The 19632-nt window shown below is 62.9% G+C and carries 17 protein-coding genes; 11 read left to right on the top strand and 6 right to left on the bottom strand.

Features of this window, described 5'->3' with window-relative positions; translation table 11 throughout:
• Positions 1-311: 311 nt before the first annotated feature.
• Positions 312-1904 carry an NCS2 family permease gene (locus AUR_RS06450; protein ID WP_069696110.1) on the bottom strand — a complete coding sequence of 531 codons (1593 nt, stop codon included), beginning with the start codon at positions 1902-1904 and terminating at the stop codon, positions 312-314.
• Between the two features lie 6 nt (positions 1905-1910).
• On the bottom strand, positions 1911-2405 hold the full coding sequence (locus AUR_RS06455) for a nucleoside deaminase (protein WP_021473431.1): 495 nt from the start codon (positions 2403-2405) through the stop codon (positions 1911-1913).
• A gap of 409 nt (positions 2406-2814) precedes the next feature.
• On the opposite strand from AUR_RS06455, the gene AUR_RS06460 reads away from it, so the two are divergent.
• Together AUR_RS06460 and AUR_RS06465 are read left to right on the top strand one after the other, a co-directional pair.
• The gene (locus AUR_RS06460; RefSeq protein WP_062097926.1) at positions 2815-4155 is read left to right on the top strand and encodes an 8-oxoguanine deaminase; all 1341 of its coding nucleotides are present in this window, start codon (positions 2815-2817) and stop codon (positions 4153-4155) included.
• 185 nt (positions 4156-4340) lie between these two features.
• Positions 4341-5270: a type IV toxin-antitoxin system AbiEi family antitoxin domain-containing protein gene (locus tag AUR_RS06465; RefSeq protein ID WP_128397086.1), complete on the top strand. Its 930-nt coding sequence runs from the start codon at positions 4341-4343 to the stop codon at positions 5268-5270.
• Between the two features lie 309 nt (positions 5271-5579).
• Here AUR_RS06465 and AUR_RS20250 read toward each other — a convergent pair whose 3' ends face one another.
• Entirely contained in the window at positions 5580-5756 is a 177-nt protein-coding gene (locus tag AUR_RS20250; RefSeq protein ID WP_164888665.1) for a hypothetical protein, read from the bottom strand.
• 369 nt (positions 5757-6125) lie between these two features.
• Here AUR_RS20250 and pucL point away from each other — a divergent pair, with 369 nt between their 5' ends.
• Complete coding sequence (gene pucL, locus AUR_RS06470) at positions 6126-7040, top strand: factor-independent urate hydroxylase (RefSeq protein ID WP_021473435.1); 915 nt, start codon at positions 6126-6128, stop codon at positions 7038-7040.
• A gap of 227 nt (positions 7041-7267) precedes the next feature.
• Entirely contained in the window at positions 7268-8767 is a 1500-nt protein-coding gene (locus AUR_RS06475; protein ID WP_021473436.1) for a nucleobase:cation symporter-2 family protein, read from the top strand.
• Between the two features lie 182 nt (positions 8768-8949).
• On the opposite strand, the gene AUR_RS06480 is transcribed toward AUR_RS06475, so the two are convergent.
• Positions 8950-9705 carry an IclR family transcriptional regulator gene (locus AUR_RS06480; RefSeq protein WP_021473437.1) on the bottom strand — a complete coding sequence of 252 codons (756 nt, stop codon included), beginning with the start codon at positions 9703-9705 and terminating at the stop codon, positions 8950-8952.
• 221 nt (positions 9706-9926) lie between these two features.
• Between AUR_RS06480 and AUR_RS06485 the strand changes: the two genes are divergently transcribed.
• The 4 genes from AUR_RS06485 to AUR_RS06500 are packed head-to-tail and all read left to right on the top strand — an operon-like array spanning position 9927 to position 15058.
• Entirely contained in the window at positions 9927-11321 is a 1395-nt protein-coding gene (locus AUR_RS06485; protein WP_062097932.1) for an NAD-dependent malic enzyme, read from the top strand.
• 32 nt (positions 11322-11353) lie between these two features.
• The gene (gene aceB, locus AUR_RS06490) at positions 11354-12967 is read left to right on the top strand and encodes a malate synthase A (RefSeq protein WP_062097934.1); all 1614 of its coding nucleotides are present in this window, start codon (positions 11354-11356) and stop codon (positions 12965-12967) included.
• A 1-nt stretch (position 12968) separates the two neighbouring features.
• Complete coding sequence (locus tag AUR_RS06495) at positions 12969-14231, top strand: DUF6986 family protein (protein WP_021473440.1); 1263 nt, start codon at positions 12969-12971, stop codon at positions 14229-14231.
• A 14-nt stretch (positions 14232-14245) separates the two neighbouring features.
• Positions 14246-15058 carry a bifunctional allantoicase/(S)-ureidoglycine aminohydrolase gene (locus tag AUR_RS06500; protein ID WP_021473441.1) on the top strand — a complete coding sequence of 271 codons (813 nt, stop codon included), beginning with the start codon at positions 14246-14248 and terminating at the stop codon, positions 15056-15058.
• 82 nt (positions 15059-15140) lie between these two features.
• On the opposite strand, the gene AUR_RS06505 is transcribed toward AUR_RS06500, so the two are convergent.
• Positions 15141-15437 (bottom strand): hypothetical protein, encoded by a 297-nt coding sequence (locus AUR_RS06505; RefSeq protein ID WP_062097936.1) that lies wholly within the window; start codon positions 15435-15437, stop codon positions 15141-15143.
• Positions 15438-15576: 139 nt separating this feature from the next.
• Entirely contained in the window at positions 15577-15885 is a 309-nt protein-coding gene (locus tag AUR_RS06510) for an MmcQ/YjbR family DNA-binding protein (RefSeq protein ID WP_031216833.1), read from the bottom strand.
• Positions 15886-16082: 197 nt separating this feature from the next.
• Here AUR_RS06510 and AUR_RS06515 point away from each other — a divergent pair, with 197 nt between their 5' ends.
• The 3 genes from AUR_RS06515 to AUR_RS06525 all read left to right on the top strand — a co-directional run bounded on the left by AUR_RS06515 (position 16083) and on the right by AUR_RS06525 (position 19585).
• Complete coding sequence (locus AUR_RS06515) at positions 16083-16667, top strand: DinB family protein (RefSeq protein WP_062097938.1); 585 nt, start codon at positions 16083-16085, stop codon at positions 16665-16667.
• A 147-nt stretch (positions 16668-16814) separates the two neighbouring features.
• The gene (locus AUR_RS06520) at positions 16815-17288 is read left to right on the top strand and encodes a sensor histidine kinase (RefSeq protein WP_043427142.1); all 474 of its coding nucleotides are present in this window, start codon (positions 16815-16817) and stop codon (positions 17286-17288) included.
• Positions 17289-17395: 107 nt separating this feature from the next.
• Positions 17396-19585 (top strand): transglycosylase domain-containing protein, encoded by a 2190-nt coding sequence (locus AUR_RS06525; protein WP_062097940.1) that lies wholly within the window; start codon positions 17396-17398, stop codon positions 19583-19585.
• The last annotated feature ends 47 nt before the right edge of the window (positions 19586-19632 follow it).

Here is a 19632-nt window from a genome sequence, read left to right on the forward strand (position 1 = left end):
GGCAGTGCGCGATCTTGCCTCAATTCTCATTCGGGATGGTGGCTGAGGGTAGTCGCGCTGACTAAGTTCAATGGTTTTGGTGGAGTGGGGCAGGGCTTCATCTCCCTGCCCCACTCGATGGAGCTGCGCGCTCCATGGCGGAGCATCGGCTCCCGGCCGCCGCCCGCCGTCGTCCCTTAATCAGGTGCCCTGCTGTGGAAGGGACCTTCCCTCATAAGGGAGGACGGCTGACGCCTATTCGTGCGGTGGGAGCGGATTCAACGCCGTTTCGGGTGCCGGTTTGCCCGCCGGCACGGGGTTTGCCGCCCCGGTCAGATGCCCATCAGCGCATTGATCGGGCCGCGGGCGAAGTAGATGACGAAGCCGGCCGTGACCACCCACATGAGTGGATGCACTTTCTTGGCTTTGCCGGACGCCGCGTTGACCACTGCGAAGGAGATGAATCCGACGCCGATGCCGTTGGCGATCGAGTAGGTCAGTGGCATGGTGACGATTGTCAGGAACGCCGGGAGTGCAATGGCGAACTTGGTGAACTTGATTTCACGGATCTGGGCCATCATCATCGCGCCCACAACCACCAGGGCAGCAGCTGCAACTTCCAGCGGAACCACCGAGGTGAGCGGGGTGAAGAACATCGATCCCAGGAACAACGCGCCGGTGACCACGGAAGCCAGGCCGGTGCGGGCGCCTTCGCCGATGCCCGCTGCGGAGTCGATGTAGACCGTGTTGGACGAACCGGACGTTGCGCCGCCCACCACTGCGCCCATGCCTTCAACAATGAAGGCGGACTTCAGCTTGGGGAACGTTCCGTCCTTGTGTGCCACGCCGGCGCTCTTGGCCAGGCCGGTCATGGTGCCCATGGCGTCGAAGAAGTTGGTGAACACCAGGGTGAAGACCAGCATGGTGGCAGCCAGGCCGCCGATCCGTGCGAACGAACCGAAGAGATCGAACTGGCCCACGAGGCTCAGGTCCGGGACTGACACCAGCTGGCCGGAGAGCACCGGGGTGTTGAGGTGCCAGCCGCCGGGGTTGTCAGCGCTGCCGGGACCGATCCGGAACACGGCCTCGGCAACAGCGGCGAGGACGGTTGTTGCGACGATGCCGATCAGCAGGCCGCCCTGGATCTTGCGTGCCACGAGGATACCCATGACCAGCAATCCGACGATGAAAACGAGGGTGGGGATGGACGTGATGGACCCATCGTTGCCGAGCTGGACCGGCGGGCCGCCCTTGGTGGGACGGACAAAGCCGGAGTCGACGAAGCCGATGAAGGCGATGAACAGGCCGATGCCAACGGTGATGGCGGCCTTGAGTTCCTTGGGTACTGCCTTGAAGATCGCCGTCCGTGCGCCCGTGGCGCCGAAGAGGACAATCAGGACGCCGTTGATGACCACCAGGCCCATGGCTTCGGGCCACGTCACCTCCTGGATGACGGCGACGGCCAGGAAGGAGTTGATGCCAAGGCCCGCTGCGAGACCGAAGGGCAGGTTGGCTACGAGGCCGAAGACGATGGTCATGACGCCGGCCGTGAGGCCCGTGACAGCACCTACTTGCGCTGCCGACAGCCAGCCGCCGGCAACATCCGTGGGAGCGTTGTCGGCGGTGAAGCCGCCCAGGATGAGGGGGTTGAGGATGACGATGTACGCCATGGTGAAGAAGGTGACCAGGCCGCCGCGGAATTCCCGGGCGAGCGTGGATCCGCGCTTGGAGATCTCGAAGAACTTGTCCAGGAAGTTCGGCGGCTTCTTGCCATTGCCTGCTCCGGGTGCGGTGGTTGCGTGTGCCGCTGCGTGCCCTGCGCCCTTGTCCCCGTTGGGGAGGAGCGCAGCCTGCTTCTCAGCGGCGGTCTGCTTTTCAGCGGTATTTTGCATGTCTGCGGTATCCAGGATTTCCATGTCAGCCACCGGGCCCTAGTAGTCAATCCTGGAATCGAGGGTGTTCCATGTGGTGAACGGCTGGAGGACCGCCGGAGCCTGGGGGTCGCCCAGTTCCAACTTGGATACCGGCATCAGCTCGTCCCGGTTGTCATTCTCGAAGTACTCGTAGAAGACCGCGTCATCGAAGCCGACGGACGCGGCGTCATGGCGGTCGGCCGCGAAGAACACGCGGTCAATGCGGGCCCAGAGTGCGGATGCCAGGCACATGGGGCACGGCTCGCAGCTGGTGTAGAGGGTTGCTCCGCTCAGGTCGAAGGTTCCCAGTTCGCTGCAGGCGTTGCGGATGGCCGTTACTTCTGCGTGGGCGGTGGGATCGTTCGAGGCGGTCACGCGGTTGACGCCATGGAAGGCTTGTCCGTCCGCGGTAACAATGACGGCGCCGAAAGGGCCTCCACTGTTGAGGACATTGGCCGTTGCCAGCTCAATGGATGTGGCCAGGAATTGTTCGGCCGTGACGGTTGTACTCATGTTGCGACTTCCTTAGTGCTGGGAAGCCGGGTGACCTGTCGGGGGGCGCGCCGGAAAGGAGAGCTCCAGTGCTTGGTTACCAGGCTTCAGCATGTGCGATGAAGGTTAAGTTGCGCCTGGTAGATAGCTTCCCGGGATCCGGGTGCCCGCCTTTGGCAGATAGAGCGTAACACCCACGCTGTGAGCCGCGCCATACGTTTTTTGAAAAAAGTTTTTCGTCTTGTGAAATTTGCCTTTGGAGTGCGGTTGACGCCGGATATGACCGGCGACGCTCCCACGGACGTTGACTGCCGCCGTCGGAAATCTTACTCTGGCGGGACCGGAGCTGACGTGACGCCCGGAACCTGGATCAGCAGACAGGGCCTAACTGAGCTGGAACGCAGAAACGCCGACCAGACAAGGAGCCCTCATGCTTTGGATCAAAAACCCGCTGGGTATCTTCACCGCAAACGACCTCGACGCCGGCAACGGTTTAGTGGTTTCCGACGCCGGCACGATCCTGGAACTCGTACCCTCCGGCGCACGCCCATCCGTTCCCTGCACCGAGTTCGATGCCTCCGGGCACGTGGTGCTGCCGGGCCTGATCAACACCCACCACCACTTCTACCAAACACTCACCCGCGCCTGGGGACCGGTGGCCAACGCTCCCCTGTTCCCGTGGCTGCAGAACCTCTACCCGGTCTGGGCGCGGCTCACCCCGCGGAGCTTGGACCTTGCCGTGCAGGTGGCCCTTGCCGAGTTGCTGTTGTCCGGCTGCACCACCGCCGCCGACCACCACTATCTCTTCCCGGACAGCATGGAAGACGCGATCGATATTGAGGTGGCCGCCGTGCGGTCGATGGGGATGCGGGCAACCTTGACCCGCGGGTCCATGACGTTGGGAGAGGACGACGGCGGGCTGCCGCCGAGGACCACGGTCCAGTCACCCGAGGTGATCCTTGCGGACAGCGAACGACTCATCCGTGAGTATCACCAGACCGGCGCCGGGGCATCCGTGCAGATCGCCCTAGCCCCTTGCTCGCCCTTCTCCGTGACCAAGGAAATCATGGCCGAGTCCGCGGTCATGGCCGAACAGTACGATGTCCGGCTGCACACACACCTCGCCGAAACCATCGACGAGGAGGACTTCTGCCGCTCCATGTTCGGCCTCCGGACCGTTGATTACCTGGAATCCGTCGGTTGGCTCGGATCACGGACCTGGCTGGGACACGGCATCCATTTCAACGACGAGGAGATCGCCCGGCTGGGAGCCGCCGGAACCGCCGTCGCGCATTGCCCGACGTCGAACATGCGGCTGGCGTCCGGCACCGCGCGGGTGCTGGAACTTGAGGCGGCCGGGGTTCCAGTGGGCCTGGGGGTTGACGGTTCTGCCTCCAACGATGCGTCCAACATGATCCTCGAGGCGCGCCAGGCCCTGTACCTGCAGCGGCTCCGATACGGCGCCTCGGTCCCCGTGTCCCGCGCGCTCGGCTGGGCGACCCGAGGATCCGCCGCCGTTCTTGGCCGCTCGGACATCGGGCAGTTGGCTCCGGGAATGCAGGCCGACCTCGCCATGTTCAAGCTCGATTCCCTGCGCTTCTCCGGGAGCCACGATCCTGTGGCAGCACTGCTCCTTTGCGGCGCGGACCGGGCCGACCGGGTGATGGTGGGCGGGTCCTGGCGGGTTGTTGACGGCGCGATTCCCGATCTGGATGTGGCCGGGCTGATCGCGGAGCACACGGCCGCAGCCCGGAAGCTGATCGCGGGGTAGGTCCGTGGGGCCCGTTTCGTGCGTGCCCGAGGCCCGTTTCGTGTGGGCCCGACGCCCGTTTCGACGACTCGCTGCGTACTGTGCCGTGCGTTCGGCACAGTACGCAGCGAGTCCACGAAACGGGCTTTTCCACATACAACTCGTGACTCCTATTTCTTCCAGCGCACTCAGTTGACGCTGGATGAATGAGAAAAACTCCAAGGCTCGAACTCCCCTCAGGCATGGACCTGTGGCGAACAGAAGAACTCCATGATGCCGGATTCAACGATCGAAATATCGCCGCCCTTGTGCGGAGCGGAAACCTTGTTCGGCTTCGCCGCGGCTGCTACATCCGCGGCAGCACTTGGAAAGCGCAGAAGCCTTGGGTCCGGAGCCGTCAGCTGATTGCCGCACATGCGCACGGAACCCTCACGACGGCGGCCGGCAGCTTCGTTTACAGCCACACGTCCGCTGCCCGTTTACACGGTTTGTTTCTCTGGGCTGTGGATGATCGCGTGCATATCACGGCAGCCACTACTGCCTCGCGAACATCCCACGGAGCTGAGGTTGTTCCGCACACACGCGCCTTGGGCCCGGAAGAGATCCAGACCGTGCAGGGCATGCTCTGCACCTCTTTGGAACGGACCGTGGTGGACTGCTGCCTCATGCTGAATTACAAGCAATCCCTGATCGTGGTGGACCATGCTCTCAGACTGGGCGCCGACGCCCTCGTCATACAGCAGATGTGCACCAGGCTGGACGGACGAAACGGTGTCCGCAATCTTCGAAGGACATTGGTGAATGCAAACCCAAAATCGGAGTCCCCAGGTGAGACACTGACGCGTGAACTGATTCAACGGCTTGGAATTCCCATGCCTGAGCTGCAAGTTGAGATAGTCACCACCGAGGGCCACCACCGCTTGGATTTCGCGTGGCGCAGGAAGAAGTTGGCGCTGGAGTTCGACGGGAAGGTCAAGTACTTCGACTACGCCCCCACCGACGAGGTTATCTACCGGGAACGTCAGCGCGAGAAAGCACTAACTGAGCTCGGCTGGAGATTTATCCGCATCAAATGGCAAGACCTCTTCCGCGAGCACGATTTCAAGGTTCGACTCCTGCGGGCCCTCAAAGACTAGATCCACCCCCATTTCGGGGGCTCTCTGCGCACTCGGTGTTGCGCACGGCATCCTACGCAGCGAGTCGTCGAAACGGGCGAGGGGGCTGGGAGCGTGAGGGCGAGGGGGCGGGGCGAAGGAGGGCGGGGCGAGCGGGAGGGAGCCCGGGCCGGGGTGGGGCGGGCATGACAAAGCGGGCGGCACCTCCCCAGGTACCGCCCGCTCCGTTGGCTCTGTTGCGCAGAGTCCACCCCTGACAATCCCGCAGCGGCAGGGCTCCCTGTCCATGCTGGCGAGGAAAGGTAACCGTGTCGCTGAGGACGGAGAAAATCAGGGACGCTGCCGGCCGAAGACAGGGAGCGCCCTGAGCCAACGGGAGAACCCGCCGCTCTTGCGGTCACAGTCGGCCGGAATGTAGAAATCCGGATCCGTGGCGCCGAAGGGCAGGTACAGCTCCTGACCCGGTGCCGGAAATTCTACGACCTTGCCCGTATCCTTCGAGTCCATCTGATCCTCCTCTTTCAGCATCCAAGGTTTCCGTATTTTGGAAACTTTTTATTGATATGTGGAAAGTCTAGGGAATCCGGAGAACACCCGTCAAGACCCCTCCAGTGATCACGGAAAGTTGCTCCGGTCACATTCGGAAGATTCACAACGATCCCCCGGAACCCATGTACAGCGGGCAAACCATGGGCTACTCTCGAATGAGTTCGTGGCGTAGGTCACGTAACCTGAGAGCAGCAGGCAGGGTCGTAATGAGCTGGCATCCATGGATGCCGGCTCTTTTTTGTTGGGTCGGCTCCACCGGAAACGGAGTGGAAACACTCACTTAATTTCATTGATGGAACATACGTTCCACCTCACAGAAGTTGGGATATGACCATGAGCAACAACATCGTCCTCGGCGAAAACCAGTACGGCAAAGCAGAAGTCCGCGTCGTCAAGGTCACCCGGGATACCGACCGCCACCAGATCGAAGACCTGAACGTCACCTCGCAGCTCCGCGGTGATTTCCAGGCAGCCCACCTCGAAGGCGACAACGGCCATGTGGTGGCAACCGACACCCAGAAGAACACCGTGTACGCCTTCGCCCGTGACGGCATCGGCTCTCCGGAAGCGTTCCTGCTGCGTCTTGCTGACCACTTCACCGGCGAGTTCTCCTGGGTTACGGGTGGCCGCTGGGAAGCTGAGTCCTACGCATGGGAGCGCATCCAGGCCCACGGCCAGGGACACGACCACAGCTTCGTCCGCAACGGACAAGAGGTGCGTACCGCCGTCGTCGTCCGCGATGGCGCAACCACGCACATTATTTCCGGCCTCAAGGACCTGACCGTCCTGAAGACCACGCAGTCCGGCTTCGTCGGCTACCCGCGCGACAAGTACACCACCCTCCCCGAAACCACGGACCGCATCCTCGCAACGGATGTATCGGCCCGCTGGCGCTACAACACCAACCTCGACGCCGGAGCAACCGACTTCAACAAGAGCTACGAGGACATCAAGGCCCTCCTCCTGGAAGGCTTCACCGAGAACTACTCGCACGCACTGCAGCAGACCCTCTTCGACATGGGCAAGAAGGTCCTCGAAGCACACAGCGAGGTTGACGAGATCAAGTTCTCCATGCCGAACAAGCACCACTTCCTGGTTGATCTGAGCCCGTTCGGACAGGACAACCCCAACGAGGTCTTCTTCGCCGCCGACCGCCCGTACGGCCTCATCGAAGCAACCGTCCAGCGCGACAACACCACCGCCGCACCGCTCGCTTGGATGGGCATCGCCGGCTTCTGCTAAACCCACCGGCCCAAACCGGGCACGGCACGAAGCCGACCACGGCAACCAAGCCGACCCCGGCAACAATGCCGAACCAATCCGGAGTTTGTGTACAGGTCCTGCCCTTGAGGCACCCCTCCATACCGGCAGCACCTGTACACAAACCCGACCCCAGGAAACCCCAGATTTTGTTAGCCAGACACAGTTAGCCAGACGAAGACGTCTGCCATGAACCCAGAGAGTCTGCCATGAACATCAAGAAGAAATCCCGCTCCGCGAATCCCACCGCGCATAAGTCGCAGCGTCCCGAGGACCAGCGGCTGCCCATCGGAAGCACGTTCGCGTACGGCTTCCAGCACGTACTCACCATGTACGGCGGCATCATCGCCCCGCCGTTGATCATTGGTGCCGCAGCCGGCATGTCCTCCCAGGACATCGGCCTCCTGATCGCTGCCTGCCTCTTTGTGGGCGGCCTTGCCACCATCCTTCAGACCGTCGGCATTCCGTGGTTCGGTTCGCAGCTTCCCTTGGTCCAGGGCGTCTCTTTCGCCGGCGTCTCCACCATGGTGGCGATTGTCCAAGGCGGCGGCGGGATCCAGGCAGTCTTCGGGTCGGTCATCGTGGCCTCGCTGATAGGCCTTGCCATCACTCCCCTGTTTTCAAAGATCATCAAGTTCTTCCCGCCGGTAGTTACCGGCACGGTGATCACCACCATCGGTTTGACTCTCATGCCGGTGGCCGCGAACTGGGCCATGGGCGGCAACGCCAAGGCAGACAACTACGGCAGCATGGCAAACATCGGCCTCGCGGCTGCAACCATGGGCGTCGTGTTGCTCCTCAGCAAGGTGGGCAACGCCGCTATCTCCCGCCTGTCCATCCTGCTGGCCATGGTCATCGGCACTATCATCGCCACCGTTTCCGGCATGGCAGACTTCTCCAAGGTTGGCCAGGGCGACATCGTCGCCTTCCCCACCCCGTTCGCTTTCGGTGCTCCCACGTTTGAAATCGCTGCGATCATCTCAATGCTGATCGTCATCCTGGTGACCCTGACCGAAACCTCCGCGGACATTATCGCTGTGGGCGAGATCGTTGACACCAAGGTCGATTCCCGCCGGATCGGCAACGGCCTGCGCGCCGACATGCTCTCCAGTGCCATCTCCCCGCTGTTCAACTCCTTCACCCAGAGCGCCTTCGCCCAGAACGTCGGCCTGGTGGCCATCACGGGCATCAAGAGCCGCTTCGTCGTCAGCGCCGGCGGCCTCATCCTGGTGATCCTGGGCCTCCTGCCGATCCTTGGCCGTGTTGTCGCAGCGGTTCCGACGCCCGTCCTGGGCGGCGCCGGCGTCGTACTCTTTGGAACGGTTGCCGCCAGCGGTATCCGCACCCTCGCCAAGGTCGAGTACAAGAACAACATGAACCTGATCATCGTTGCGGCTTCGATCGGCTTCGGCATGATCCCCATCGCTGCGCCGAAGTTCTACGACCAGTTCCCCACCTGGTTCTCGACGATCTTCCACTCGGGCATCAGCTCGGCGGCAGTCATGGCCATCATCCTGAACATCCTGTTCAACCACTTCAAGGCCGGCAACACGGACAACCAGTCGGTGTTCGTGGCCGGGACGGAGCGGATCATCACCAATGAGGACATCAAGTGCCTCAACGAAGGCGACCGTTTCGAGAACGGCAAGCTGATCGACGCCGACGGCAATGAAGTCCCCATCAAGACCAACAGCGCCTCGGAGCACTAGCTCCCGGCACCGGCAGAAGACGGCAGCGTCCCGTGTGGAAGCTGTCGTCTTTTGTCGCGTCGCGTGGAATGTACGACGGCGGCACACACCCGGGCGGGATGGCGGCACACGTCCGGGGCGTCGAGACAACAAAAGATGGCAATGTTTCCAGGAAACATTGCCATCAAATGCCAACTCGGTGGTTAGTTTTGGTTGAGCTCCGCGGAGATCGCCAGGGCTGCTTCACGGAGCATGGGTACCGCGCGGTCGGCGAAGCTTTGGTCCACACGGGTGATGGGACCGGAGACGGAGATCGCCGTGGGTGTGGGAGCGTTCGGGACGGCCATGGCAAAGCAGCGGACGCCGAGTTCCTGCTCCTCCTCGTCAATGGAGTAGCCGCGTTCACGGATGAGCTTGAGGTCTGCCAGCAGGGAGTCGATGTCTCCGATGCTCTTGGCCGTAGGGGTAGGCATGCCGGTGCGGGCCACGATGCCGCGGACCTGCTCGTCGTCCAGCTGCGCCAGGATGGCCTTGCCCACGCCGGTGTCGTGCGTGTGGGCGCGGCGGCCGACCTCGGTGAACATGCGCATGGAGTGCATGGACGGAACCTGGGCCACGTAGATCACCATGTCCGAGTCGAGGACCGCCATGTTGGAGGTCTCGCCGAGACGTTCAACGAGGTTCTTGAGCTGGGGACGCGCCACGGCGCCGAGCTGCTTGCTGGCACCCTCGCCGAGCCGGATGAGCCGCGGCCCAAGGGCGTAGCGCCGGTTGGGCAGTTGGCGGATGTAGCCAAGGGCCACCAAGGTGCGCAGGAGGCGATGGATGGTGGGCAGGGGCAGGTCCGTGGACGACGACAGCTCGCTGAGCGTGACATCCCCGCCTGCATCGGTGATCAGTTCCAACAGTTCAAAGACGCGCTCGACGGACTGCACGCCTCCGGAGGCTTTTTCAGCCATTCCCTTGTCTCCAATGACTCAGATTCCGACAACTCTTATCCGCATCGTGAAAAGAATTGCTTAGAACACCCAAGATACAGCACAGCGGACACCTTGGCGACGAGACCAAAGATGACCCGCGAAGGGGTTGTATTTCCACTTTGCAGATAATAATATCCATAATACGAAAACATTCAGTTTTGAACGGCGGCCCTCGAACGGGCCCAACAGGAGGAATTTCAATGGCGAACCCGAGCCCCGGTAACTCGATCACCCTGCGCGTCTCCGCGCCGTCGAGCTTCACCGCGACGAGCGAACTGGCTGCCGCAGTTGGCGCCGCCGGTGCCGCAATCACTGCGCTGGACGTCACGGAATCCCACCACGAGACGATCGTCGTCGACGTCACCTGCAACACCACCGACGACGCCCACGCAGCCCGCGTCAAGGATGCCCTGAACGCCCTCGACGGCGTTTCCGTCCAGCATGTTTCCGACCGCACCTTCCTGATGCACCTCGGCGGCAAGCTCGAAGTCGTCCCCAAAGTAGCCCTGCGCAACCGCGACGACCTCTCCCGCGCCTACACTCCCGGCGTCGCACGTGTCTGCCTCGCGATCGCCGAGGACCCTGCCGCTGCCCGCAACCTCACGGTCAAGCGCAACACCATTGCCGTCCTCACCGACGGCTCGGCCGTGCTGGGCCTGGGCAACATCGGCCCCGCCGCCGCCCTTCCGGTCATGGAAGGCAAGGCCGCCCTCTTCAAGCAGTTCGCCAACGTGGACGCCTGGCCGGTCTGCCTGGACACCCAGGACACGGAAGATATCATCAAGATCGCCAAGGCCATGGCACCGGTTTACGGCGGCATCAACCTCGAAGACATCGCCGCACCGCGTTGCTTCGAGATCGAAAAGCGCCTCCGCGATGAACTGGACATCCCGGTCTTCCACGATGACCAGCACGGCACGGCAATCGTTACCCTCGCCGCCCTGGTCAACGCCCTGCGCGTCGTGGACAAGAAGCTGTCCGAGGTCAAGATCGTGGTCTCCGGCGTCGGCGCAGCCGGCTCCGCCATCATCCAGCTCCTCAAGGCACAGGGCGCACAGCACATCGTCGCCGCCGGCCGCTCCGGCGCCATCCACTCTGGCGAAAAGTACGACGACGAGCACCGCAGCTGGATCGCCGCGAACACCAACGAAGAGGGCTTCTCCGGCACCCTCCACGAAGCCCTCAAGGGTGCCGACGTGTTCATCGGCGTCAGCGCACCGCACGTGATCGGCGAGGAGCAGGTGGCTTCCATGGCAGAGAACGCCATCGTGTTCGCCATGGCCAACCCCACCCCGGAAATAGATCCGGGCATCGCGTCCAAGCACGCAGCAGTCGTGGCAACGGGCCGCAGCGACTTCCCCAACCAGATCAACAACGTCCTGGCGTTCCCCGGCTTCTTCCGCGGCCTGCTCGACGCCGGAGCATCGGACATCACGCCGAACATGCTGGTAGCTGCAGCCGAAGCCATCGCCAACCGCGTGGCTGACGACGAGCTCAACGCGAGCTACATTATCCCCAGCGTCTTCGATCCCCATGTTGCCGCCGAGGTTGCTGCTGCGGTCGCCGCAGCCGCCCAGGAAAACGCCGCCAGCTAGCACCAGCGCACTAGACAAAGGAATCCGCTCACATGGCTATCACAGTCACCGATCCCCGGCCGATCGATCGCGCCGAGGAAATCCTCACTCCCGAGGCACTGGGCTTCATCGAGGAACTGCACAAGCGCTTCGCAGGTACCCGCAACGAACTCCTCCAGGCCCGTAAGGCCAAGCGTCAGCAGGTTGCCGAGACCAGCCGCCTGGACTTCCTCCCGGAGACCCGGGAGATTCGCGACGGCGACTGGAAGGTCGCCGAGGCTCCTGCGGCTTTGCAGGACCGCCGTGTTGAAATAACCGGCCCGGCCACCCCGGCCAAGATGGCCATCAACGCCCTGAACTCCGGCGCCAAGGTCTGGCTCGCCGACCTCGAGGACGCCAGCACTCCCACATGGCCCAACGTCATCGACGCCATCCTCAACCTCCGTGACGCAGCCCGGGGCACCCTGAGCTTCACCTCCCCCGAGGGCAAGGAATACCGCCTGAGCACGGACGCTCCCCTTGCAGTGGTCGTGGCACGTCCCCGCGGCTGGCACATGGAGGAGAGCCACCTGCTGATCGACGGCGAACCCACTGTGGGTGGCTTGGTGGACTTCGGCCTGCATTTCTTCCACATCGCCAAGCAGCTGCTCCAGAACGGCCACGGCCCGTACTACTACCTGCCCAAGATGGAGAGCCACCTGGAGGCACGCCTCTGGAACGACGTCTTCGTCTTTGCCCAGGACTACCTCGACATCCCGCAGGGCAGCATCCGTGCCACGGTGCTGATCGAAACCATCCCTGCCGCCTTCGAGATGGACGAGATCCTCTACGAACTGCGCCACCACGCCTCCGGTTTGAACGCCGGCCGCTGGGACTACCTCTTCAGCATCATCAAGTACTTCCGTGATGCCGGCGAAGAGTTCGTCCTCCCGGACCGCGCCACCGTCGCCATGTCCGCCCCGTTCATGCGCGCCTACACCGAGCTCCTGGTCAAGACCTGCCACAAGCGCGGCGCCTTCGCCATGGGCGGCATGGCCGCAGTGATCCCCAACCGCAAGCAGCCCGACGTCACCGCCGCGGCCTTCGAGAAGGTCCGCGCCGACAAGACCCGCGAAGCAAACGACGGCTTCGACGGATCCTGGGTTGCCCACCCGGACCTGGTCTCCACGTGCCGCGAGGTGTTCGACTCCGTGCTCGGCGATCCGGAAAACGGCGGCAAGAAGAACCAGATCGACAAGCAGCGCCCCGAGGTGAACGTCACCGCCGAACAGCTGATCGACGTCGCTTCAGCCGGCGGTACCGTCACAGAGGCCGGGCTGCGCCTGAACCTGTACGTCGCCGTCGCCTACACCGGCGTCTGGATTTCCGGCAGTGGCGCCGTGGCCATCCACAACCTCATGGAAGACGCTGCGACGGCGGAAATCTCCCGTTCGCAGGTGTGGCAGCAGCTGCGCAACAAGTCCATCCTCGCGGACACCGGCAACACCGTGACCCGCGAACTGGTCACCCGCATCCTCGGCGAAGAGACCGAACGCCTTCGCATCGAGTTCGGTGACGAGAACTTCACCAAGTACTACGAGCCGGCCTCCAAGCTGATCGAGGAAATCTGCCTCTCCGACGAGTACACGGACTTCCTCACCACGCCCGCGTATGAGCTGGTGGGCTGAGATGGGTTCATTCTCCGCATCGGACCTGGAGCATATCGAGTCCCGGCTCGCCGCCACGGACCAGTTGCTTGACCGCAACTACCCCGGCGACGACGGCTCGCGCCAGCCCATCCACACGGTCTACGTCCCCGCCGACCGCTTCACGACCACCTTCGCTGCCGATTGGGGTGCCCAGGCACTCGCGACGGCGGAAGCACACGGCGGTCTCGAAAAGCTCGGCCGGTTGCTGGGCCAGGAACCGGAACTCGCGGCTGCTGTTGCCGCCCGGGTTTCGGCCAAGCTCGCTTCTGAGCCCATTGAGGACCTGCGCCTGGACTTCGAGGACGGCTACGGCGACCGCGGCGACGAGGCAGAAGACGCCGACGTCGTTGCTGCCGCCAAGGCTGTTTCCGCGGCAGTCGCGGCCGGCACGGCACCGCCGTTCATCGGCATCCGTTTCAAGTGCTTCGAAGCTGCGACGCGTGCCCGTGGTTTGAAGACGTTGGACCTGTTCGTGTCCACGCTTGCCTCGGCCGGCGAGCTTCCCGAGGGCCTGATCCTCACCCTGCCGAAGGTCACCACGGTGGCCCAGGTCCAGGCCATGGATTACGCAGTGTCCCGCCTCGAGGAAGTCCACGGACTCCCCGCAGGCCGGCTCCGCTTCGAAGTGCAGGTGGAAACCCCGCAGCTCATCCTCGGTGCCGACGGAACCTCGCCCGTGGCACAGCTCCCGCACGTGGTACCCGGCCGCATCAGCGCCCTCCACTACGGCACGTACGACTACAGCGCCTCCTTGGGAATCTCCGCCGAATACCAGTCCATGGAGCACCCGGTGGCCGACTTCGCCAAGGAAGTCATGCAGCTCGCCGTGGCCGGTACGGGCATCCGCCTCTCCGACGGTTCCACCAACATCATCCCCGTGGGCGATGCCGTGGAAGACGCCTGGAAACTCCACGGCCGGCTGGTACGCCGTTCCCTGGAAAACGGCTATTACCAAGGGTGGGATCTCCATGCCGCCCAGCTGCCCAGCCGTTTCTCGGCGTCGTACGCTTTCTACCGCGAAGGCCTCCCCGCAGCGGCACTGCGGTTGCGCAACTATGTCGAGCGGACCGAAGGCGGCGTCATGGACGAGCCCGCCACCGCCCGTGCCCTGGCCGGGTTCGTCCTCCGCGGCGTCCAGTGCGGCGCAGTGGGGACCGACGAGGTCAAGGCGTTTGCCGGCGTCGAACTTTCACAGCTGACCGCACTGGCGCACCCGCGGCTCGCACAACCAACTTCGCACTGATTAGGAGCACCCTGATGGGCAACTACTACTACCCGACCGGTGGTTTGCCGCCGCAGACCCACCTGACCACGGAACGGGCAATCGTCACCGAGGCGTACACCGTGATCCCCAAGGGCGTCCTCACGGACATCGTCACCAGCAACCTGCCCGGCTTCACCAACACGCGGTCCTGGATCATCGCCCGGCCGATTTCCGGGTTCGCCACCACGTTCTCGCAGCTGATCGTGGAGATCGCACCCGGCGGCGGTGCTCCCAAGGCCGAGTTCGAAGCCGGTGTTGAGGGCGTCATTTTCGTGACCAAGGGCCAGCTCAACCTGACGCTCGACGGCGAACTGCACCACCTCGAAGAGGGCGGCTACGCGTACCTCGCTGCAGGTGCGGAGTGGGGCGTGGAGAACGTTTCCAACGACATCGTTTCCTACCACTGGATCCGCAAGGCGTACGAACGGCTCGAGGGCTACGAAGCCAAGTCGTTCGTGACCAATGAGAAGGACGTTGAGCCGACGTCCATGCCCGACACCAACGACGTCTGGAAGACCACTCGTTTCACGGACTCCAGCGACCTCGCGCACGACATGCAGGTCAACATCGTCACTTTCCAGCCCGGCGGCGTGATCCCCTTCCCGGAGACCCACGTCATGGAGCACGGCCTGTACGTCCTCGAGGGCAAGGCCATGTACCTGCTCAACAACGACTGGGTTGAGGTTGAGGCCGGCGACTTCATGTGGCTGCGCGCGTTCTGCCCGCAGGCTTGCTACGCCGGCGGACCGGGCGAGTTCCGGTACCTGCTGTACAAGGACATGAACCGCCAGGTGAAGCTCACGTAGTCTTCTTTGGTTGGCTCGAGATCGCCGGAACGCTGTCCTTTCGCAGGGAACGTTCCGGCGATTTCGTCGTTTTCGGGCCGTTTCAGCGCCGCCGGCCGATGGCCAGCCCCGCCCAGAAGGAAAGCGCCAGCAGGCCGACTACTGAGATGGCCACGCCGAGCTGTGTTTCGTTGCTCAGGAATGACCCGTTGTTTCCCACGAACACCTCATTGCTGAGGGGCGCGTAGGCGAACCAACCCACCTCCGCGTTCAGGCTGGTCCACGCCACCGCGACCCCCACAGCCACAGTGATCAGTCCCAGCAAAGGCACGACGGCGGCCCGGAATTTGCGTGCAGGGTGCGGTGAGTGGTGTTCCCCAGGTGTGTTGTTGTCCCCCATGCCCGCTAGCCTAACCCCCGCTCTGACCGGCTCACGTTGGGGGAAGGAGTCGAAACCACGCCAAAGCTGCGAAACACGGGTGCCGTTCCAACGATTTCGTTGTCTTCCGGCGGATTCGCGGGCAACCGGGACGACACCCCTAGTTCTTGGTTGCGCCCGCGATCCGGTAGGACTCCTGAAGGAGCTCAGTCAGTTCATCGACGTCGATCTTGTCCAGGCGGATGAGGACCAAGTTCGGGGAACGGTGGTGATGTGGCGTCCAAAAGAACTTGTCCGGTTCCATGGCCGCGAGCGCTTCGCGTTCTTCTGTCTTGACCGTCAGGACCCTCTCCTCCCAGATCCGGGCCATGAGTGTCTTCGCGAACCACGCAGGCCGACCCCAGCTGGAGCGCTCAGTGACCCCGGGCATGCCCAAGCAAATTCCTCTTACGTCCTCCTCCGTGGCCATAGCCCACTGTGGCACGCCACGGTTAGGGCCGTCGAGGCCCCGGGTCGCGGGAAAGCTGCGAACCCACGCGAAAGCTGCCAGACACGAGTGCCGTTGCAGGCGAAAGCACAGGCTTGCGGCGAACGCGGCGTACGGGGCGCGCGGACACAAGGCGCTTCGGGGTTCGGTGGACCGAAGTGCCTCGGTAGAGTGCTCACATGGATGACAAAGCAACGTTGCTTCATTACCTGCGCACCCGTCGGGCCGACCTGCTCGGAAAAGTAGAGGGCTTGAGCGAATACGATGCCCGAAGGCCCATGACTCCCACCGGCACCAACCTTCTGGGGCTGGTTAAACACGTGGCCAGCGTAGAACTGGGGTACTTCGGGGAGACCTTCGGACGCCCCAACGGAAGGGATCTCCCGTGGTATGCGGACACCGCCGAACCCGATGCCGACATGTGGGTCCCGGCTAATGAAAGCCTGCAGGACATCATCGACCTGCACCACTTCTCCGCCAAGCGCAGCGACGAAACCATCGAGTCACTACCCCTCGATGCGCCCGGCGTTGTGCCTTGGTGGTCCGAGGACAAGAAGAAGGTGACTCTCCACCAAATCCTGGTCCACATGTGCGTGGAAACTGCCCGGCATGCGGGCCACGCTGACATCATCCGGGAACTCATCGATGGTTCTGCGGGTCAAGGGCCCAACGACCCCAACATTTCCGGGCGTAACTCCGAGGAATGGGCCGCGCACAGGTTCAGCATCGAGCAAGCTGCACTCGAAGCGGACGGCCTCAGCTGATTCCACCCGGCCCACTGAAACTTGATGGGAAATTGAGCCAAACGAACCCGATCCTTGATGATCCGGCGTGACTCTGGTTGCAGGCGAAGCATCCACGGAGGCTTCGGCTACGAATTTCCAGCAAGGACACAAGGACGTGGGGGAATGATGGATCAGGCAGAAGCTCAAGCAGAGGTGATGACCGTCAAAGGCATCATCCAGGACCAGCACCCGGTGGACTTCCACGCGCTGGGCGTTGCGGGGTGCATCGACCGGCTAGCCGAGCCTTTGCGCCGCTCCGGTGTACAGGTGAGTTGGGAGATCCCCCATCACGGCATTGAGATTTCCTCGGCATCTGCGGGACTGCTGTATCACGTGGCCCAGGAGACCTTCAGCAACACCCTCAATTACGCCGGTGCCAGCGAACTGACCGTCAAGCTCAACGCGGTCTACCACGGCATCCAACTCACCGTCCGTGACAACGGCAAGGGCTTTGAAATCCACGCTGCGCCGAGTGGACGCCGGCACGGCTTCGGGCTGTTGCTCATGTCCTTGGCGGTACACGATGCAGGCGGCATCCTGGACATCTCCTCCGAAGTTGGACGCGGAACCTCCGTCAGTGTGACGCTGCCCCTGGATTGAGTCCTGATTGGGACATAAATTGACTGCCCCGGCCATGGAACCATTGCAGGAGCCGACGTATTCTGTAGCTACTTTTCAGCCTGGACTCCGGACGGAACGGCAGGAAAATGGCGCGGAACAAGGGTCAGAGCATCGGTTTGGGCAGGTTCCTGTTCAGGCTTTTCGGCTTCTTCTTTGTTAGTTTCCTCTGCGGCGTGCTCATCTCAGGGCTCATAGTTCCCGTGGTGGCATTCACCAGCAGCACCGTGGGTGGATCCATTGGGTTCTATCAAAGCCTTCCCAGCCAACTGGACGTTGAATCGCCGTCGTTGTCCAGCAAGGTAGTAGCCTCCGACGGAACGCCGATCGCCACTTTCTACGCAGAGAACCGCGTCAAGGTCCCCTTGGACCAGATGTCGCCGTTCATCCGGCAGGCGATTGTGGCCATTGAAGACAGCCGCTATTACCAGCACGCCGGCGTCGATGCTCAGGGCATCATGCGGGCGTTGACTTCCAACCTGACCAAGGGCACACGGCAAGGGGCGTCGACGCTGACCCAGCAATACGTCACTAACGTCCTCAACGAGTCCCGTCTGTCTGACGGGCGGCCCGAGGACGTGGTCCTCAGCGGACAGAAATCAATGGGCGACAAGCTGCGGGAAGTGAAGCTTGCCTTGGAGTTGGAGAAGAGGTTTACCAAGGACCAGATCCTTGAGGGCTACCTGAACATCGTGTTCTTCAACCGGAACGCGTACGGCATTGAGGCAGCATCACGGTACTTCTTCAGCACCTCAGCCAAGGACTTGAACCTTCCCCAGGCTGCGATGTTGGCCGGGTTGGTGAACGGCCCCAGCATCTACGACCCCACTGTGGACCCGAACGCTGCCATTGCCCGGCGAAACCTGGTCCTGGACCGGATGCTGGAGCAGAGCATGATCAGCCAGGCGGACCATGACGCCGCAGTGGCCACGCCTGTGGAATTGAAGATCACGCCATCCCTTCAAGGCTGCGCCGGAGCCGCGATCGCCACGTACTTCTGCGATTACGTCTCCCACCTCATCCTCAACAATGAAGCCTATGGGGCCACCTTCGCCGACCGCGAGCGCCTCCTGTACAGGGGCGGGCTCACCATCACCACCACCCTTGACACCCGCCTGCAGACAGCAGCGCAGGCACAGGTGGACGCTTCGGCCGGAGACAATCCGGACAAGTGGGGTGCCGCCTTGACCACGGTTGAACCGGGAACAGGCAGGATTTTGGCGATGGCCCAAAACACGGTGTTCGTTCCGGAGCCCGGCAAGTTCGACACCCAACTGAACTTCAACGTCGACGCCAAGGATGAGAACGGCTACGACCTCAACGGCGCGGGCGGCTTCCAACCCGGATCCACCATGAAGCCGTTCATCTACGCCGAGTGGTTGAACGAGGGGAAGAATCCCACGGCCGTCGTTGATGCCTCACGCAGGGTTTACCCGGTGGGCTTCCCCTGGCGTTCCAGCTGCGGCAAAGTCCTTGGCGGGTACAGCAGCGCCCAGAAAGCCCAGAACCTCGGCGCCGATGACGACCTCCAAAACAACGATGCCGGCTACTACCGTCCCATGCCCATCAACTACGGCCTCTACAACTCCATCAACACCGCAACGTTCGCCACGGCAGCCCAGCTCGATTTCTGCGGCATCCAGCGCATGGTGGATACTGTCGGACTGCACAGCGGCTTGGACAACGCACCCGTCAACATGCACCAGATCGGAAACCTGCTGGGCTCCATCGGTGTTGCTCCACTGGTCCTGGCGAATGCCTACGCCACCTTCGCCAATGACGGCCGTTACTGCAAGCCGATCGCCATCACCGAGATCACCGATGTCCAGGGCCGGAACTACGATGCCCAGAAGACCGAATGCCGGGATGCCGTGAAACCCTCGGTCGCGCGGGGCGTGACGGCAGTGTTGCAGGATGTCCTCAAGATCGGTTCCGGCGTCTACATCAATCCCAAGGTCCAGAACCAGGTCCCTGTTGCGGCAAAGACCGGCACCTCCAACAACAACGGGGCCACTTGGATCGCCGGGTACACCACGCGACTGGCCACGGCTTCCTTCTTCGGAGACACCACTGCAGGGCAGCAGCGGGCAGGGCAGAACGTCACCATCAACGGCAAGTTCTACAAGTCCTTGGACGGCTACATGATCGCCGGACCCCAATGGGCCAATTACATGATGGAAGCCACAGCGCTCTACCCAAGCGGCGCCTTCAACCCGCCGGCTCCCCCACCCCCGCCGGTCGCCACCGCACCGGCCGTACCGCGCCCCACCGGACGCTAGGGTCAAGCAAGCCAGCGCACGACGGCGGCCTCCCGCCGTCGGGCATG

This window comes from Paenarthrobacter ureafaciens (genome assembly GCF_004028095.1).
Classification (GTDB): domain Bacteria; phylum Actinomycetota; class Actinomycetes; order Actinomycetales; family Micrococcaceae; genus Arthrobacter; species Arthrobacter ureafaciens.

Bases quoted from the DNA above. Each gene is read 5' to 3' on its own strand.
- AUR_RS06455 (WP_021473431.1), bottom strand. From the start codon at position 2,405: ATGAGTACAACCGTCACGGCCGAACAATTCCTGGCCACATCCATTGAG.
- AUR_RS06460 (WP_062097926.1), top strand. From the start codon at position 2,815: ATGCTTTGGATCAAAAACCCGCTGGGTATCTTCACCGCAAACGACCTC.
- AUR_RS06465 (WP_128397086.1), top strand. From the start codon at position 4,341: ATGAGAAAAACTCCAAGGCTCGAACTCCCCTCAGGCATGGACCTGTGG.
- AUR_RS20250 (WP_164888665.1), bottom strand. From the start codon at position 5,756: ATGGACTCGAAGGATACGGGCAAGGTCGTAGAATTTCCGGCACCGGGT.
- pucL (WP_021473435.1), top strand. From the start codon at position 6,126: ATGACCATGAGCAACAACATCGTCCTCGGCGAAAACCAGTACGGCAAA.
- AUR_RS06475 (WP_021473436.1), top strand. From the start codon at position 7,268: ATGAACATCAAGAAGAAATCCCGCTCCGCGAATCCCACCGCGCATAAG.
- AUR_RS06480 (WP_021473437.1), bottom strand. From the start codon at position 9,705: ATGGCTGAAAAAGCCTCCGGAGGCGTGCAGTCCGTCGAGCGCGTCTTT.
- AUR_RS06485 (WP_062097932.1), top strand. From the start codon at position 9,927: ATGGCGAACCCGAGCCCCGGTAACTCGATCACCCTGCGCGTCTCCGCG.
- aceB (WP_062097934.1), top strand. From the start codon at position 11,354: ATGGCTATCACAGTCACCGATCCCCGGCCGATCGATCGCGCCGAGGAA.
- AUR_RS06495 (WP_021473440.1), top strand. From the start codon at position 12,969: ATGGGTTCATTCTCCGCATCGGACCTGGAGCATATCGAGTCCCGGCTC.
- AUR_RS06500 (WP_021473441.1), top strand. From the start codon at position 14,246: ATGGGCAACTACTACTACCCGACCGGTGGTTTGCCGCCGCAGACCCAC.
- AUR_RS06505 (WP_062097936.1), bottom strand. From the start codon at position 15,437: ATGGGGGACAACAACACACCTGGGGAACACCACTCACCGCACCCTGCA.
- AUR_RS06510 (WP_031216833.1), bottom strand. From the start codon at position 15,885: ATGGCCACGGAGGAGGACGTAAGAGGAATTTGCTTGGGCATGCCCGGG.
- AUR_RS06515 (WP_062097938.1), top strand. From the start codon at position 16,083: ATGGATGACAAAGCAACGTTGCTTCATTACCTGCGCACCCGTCGGGCC.
- AUR_RS06520 (WP_043427142.1), top strand. From the start codon at position 16,815: ATGGATCAGGCAGAAGCTCAAGCAGAGGTGATGACCGTCAAAGGCATC.
- AUR_RS06525 (WP_062097940.1), top strand. From the start codon at position 17,396: ATGGCGCGGAACAAGGGTCAGAGCATCGGTTTGGGCAGGTTCCTGTTC.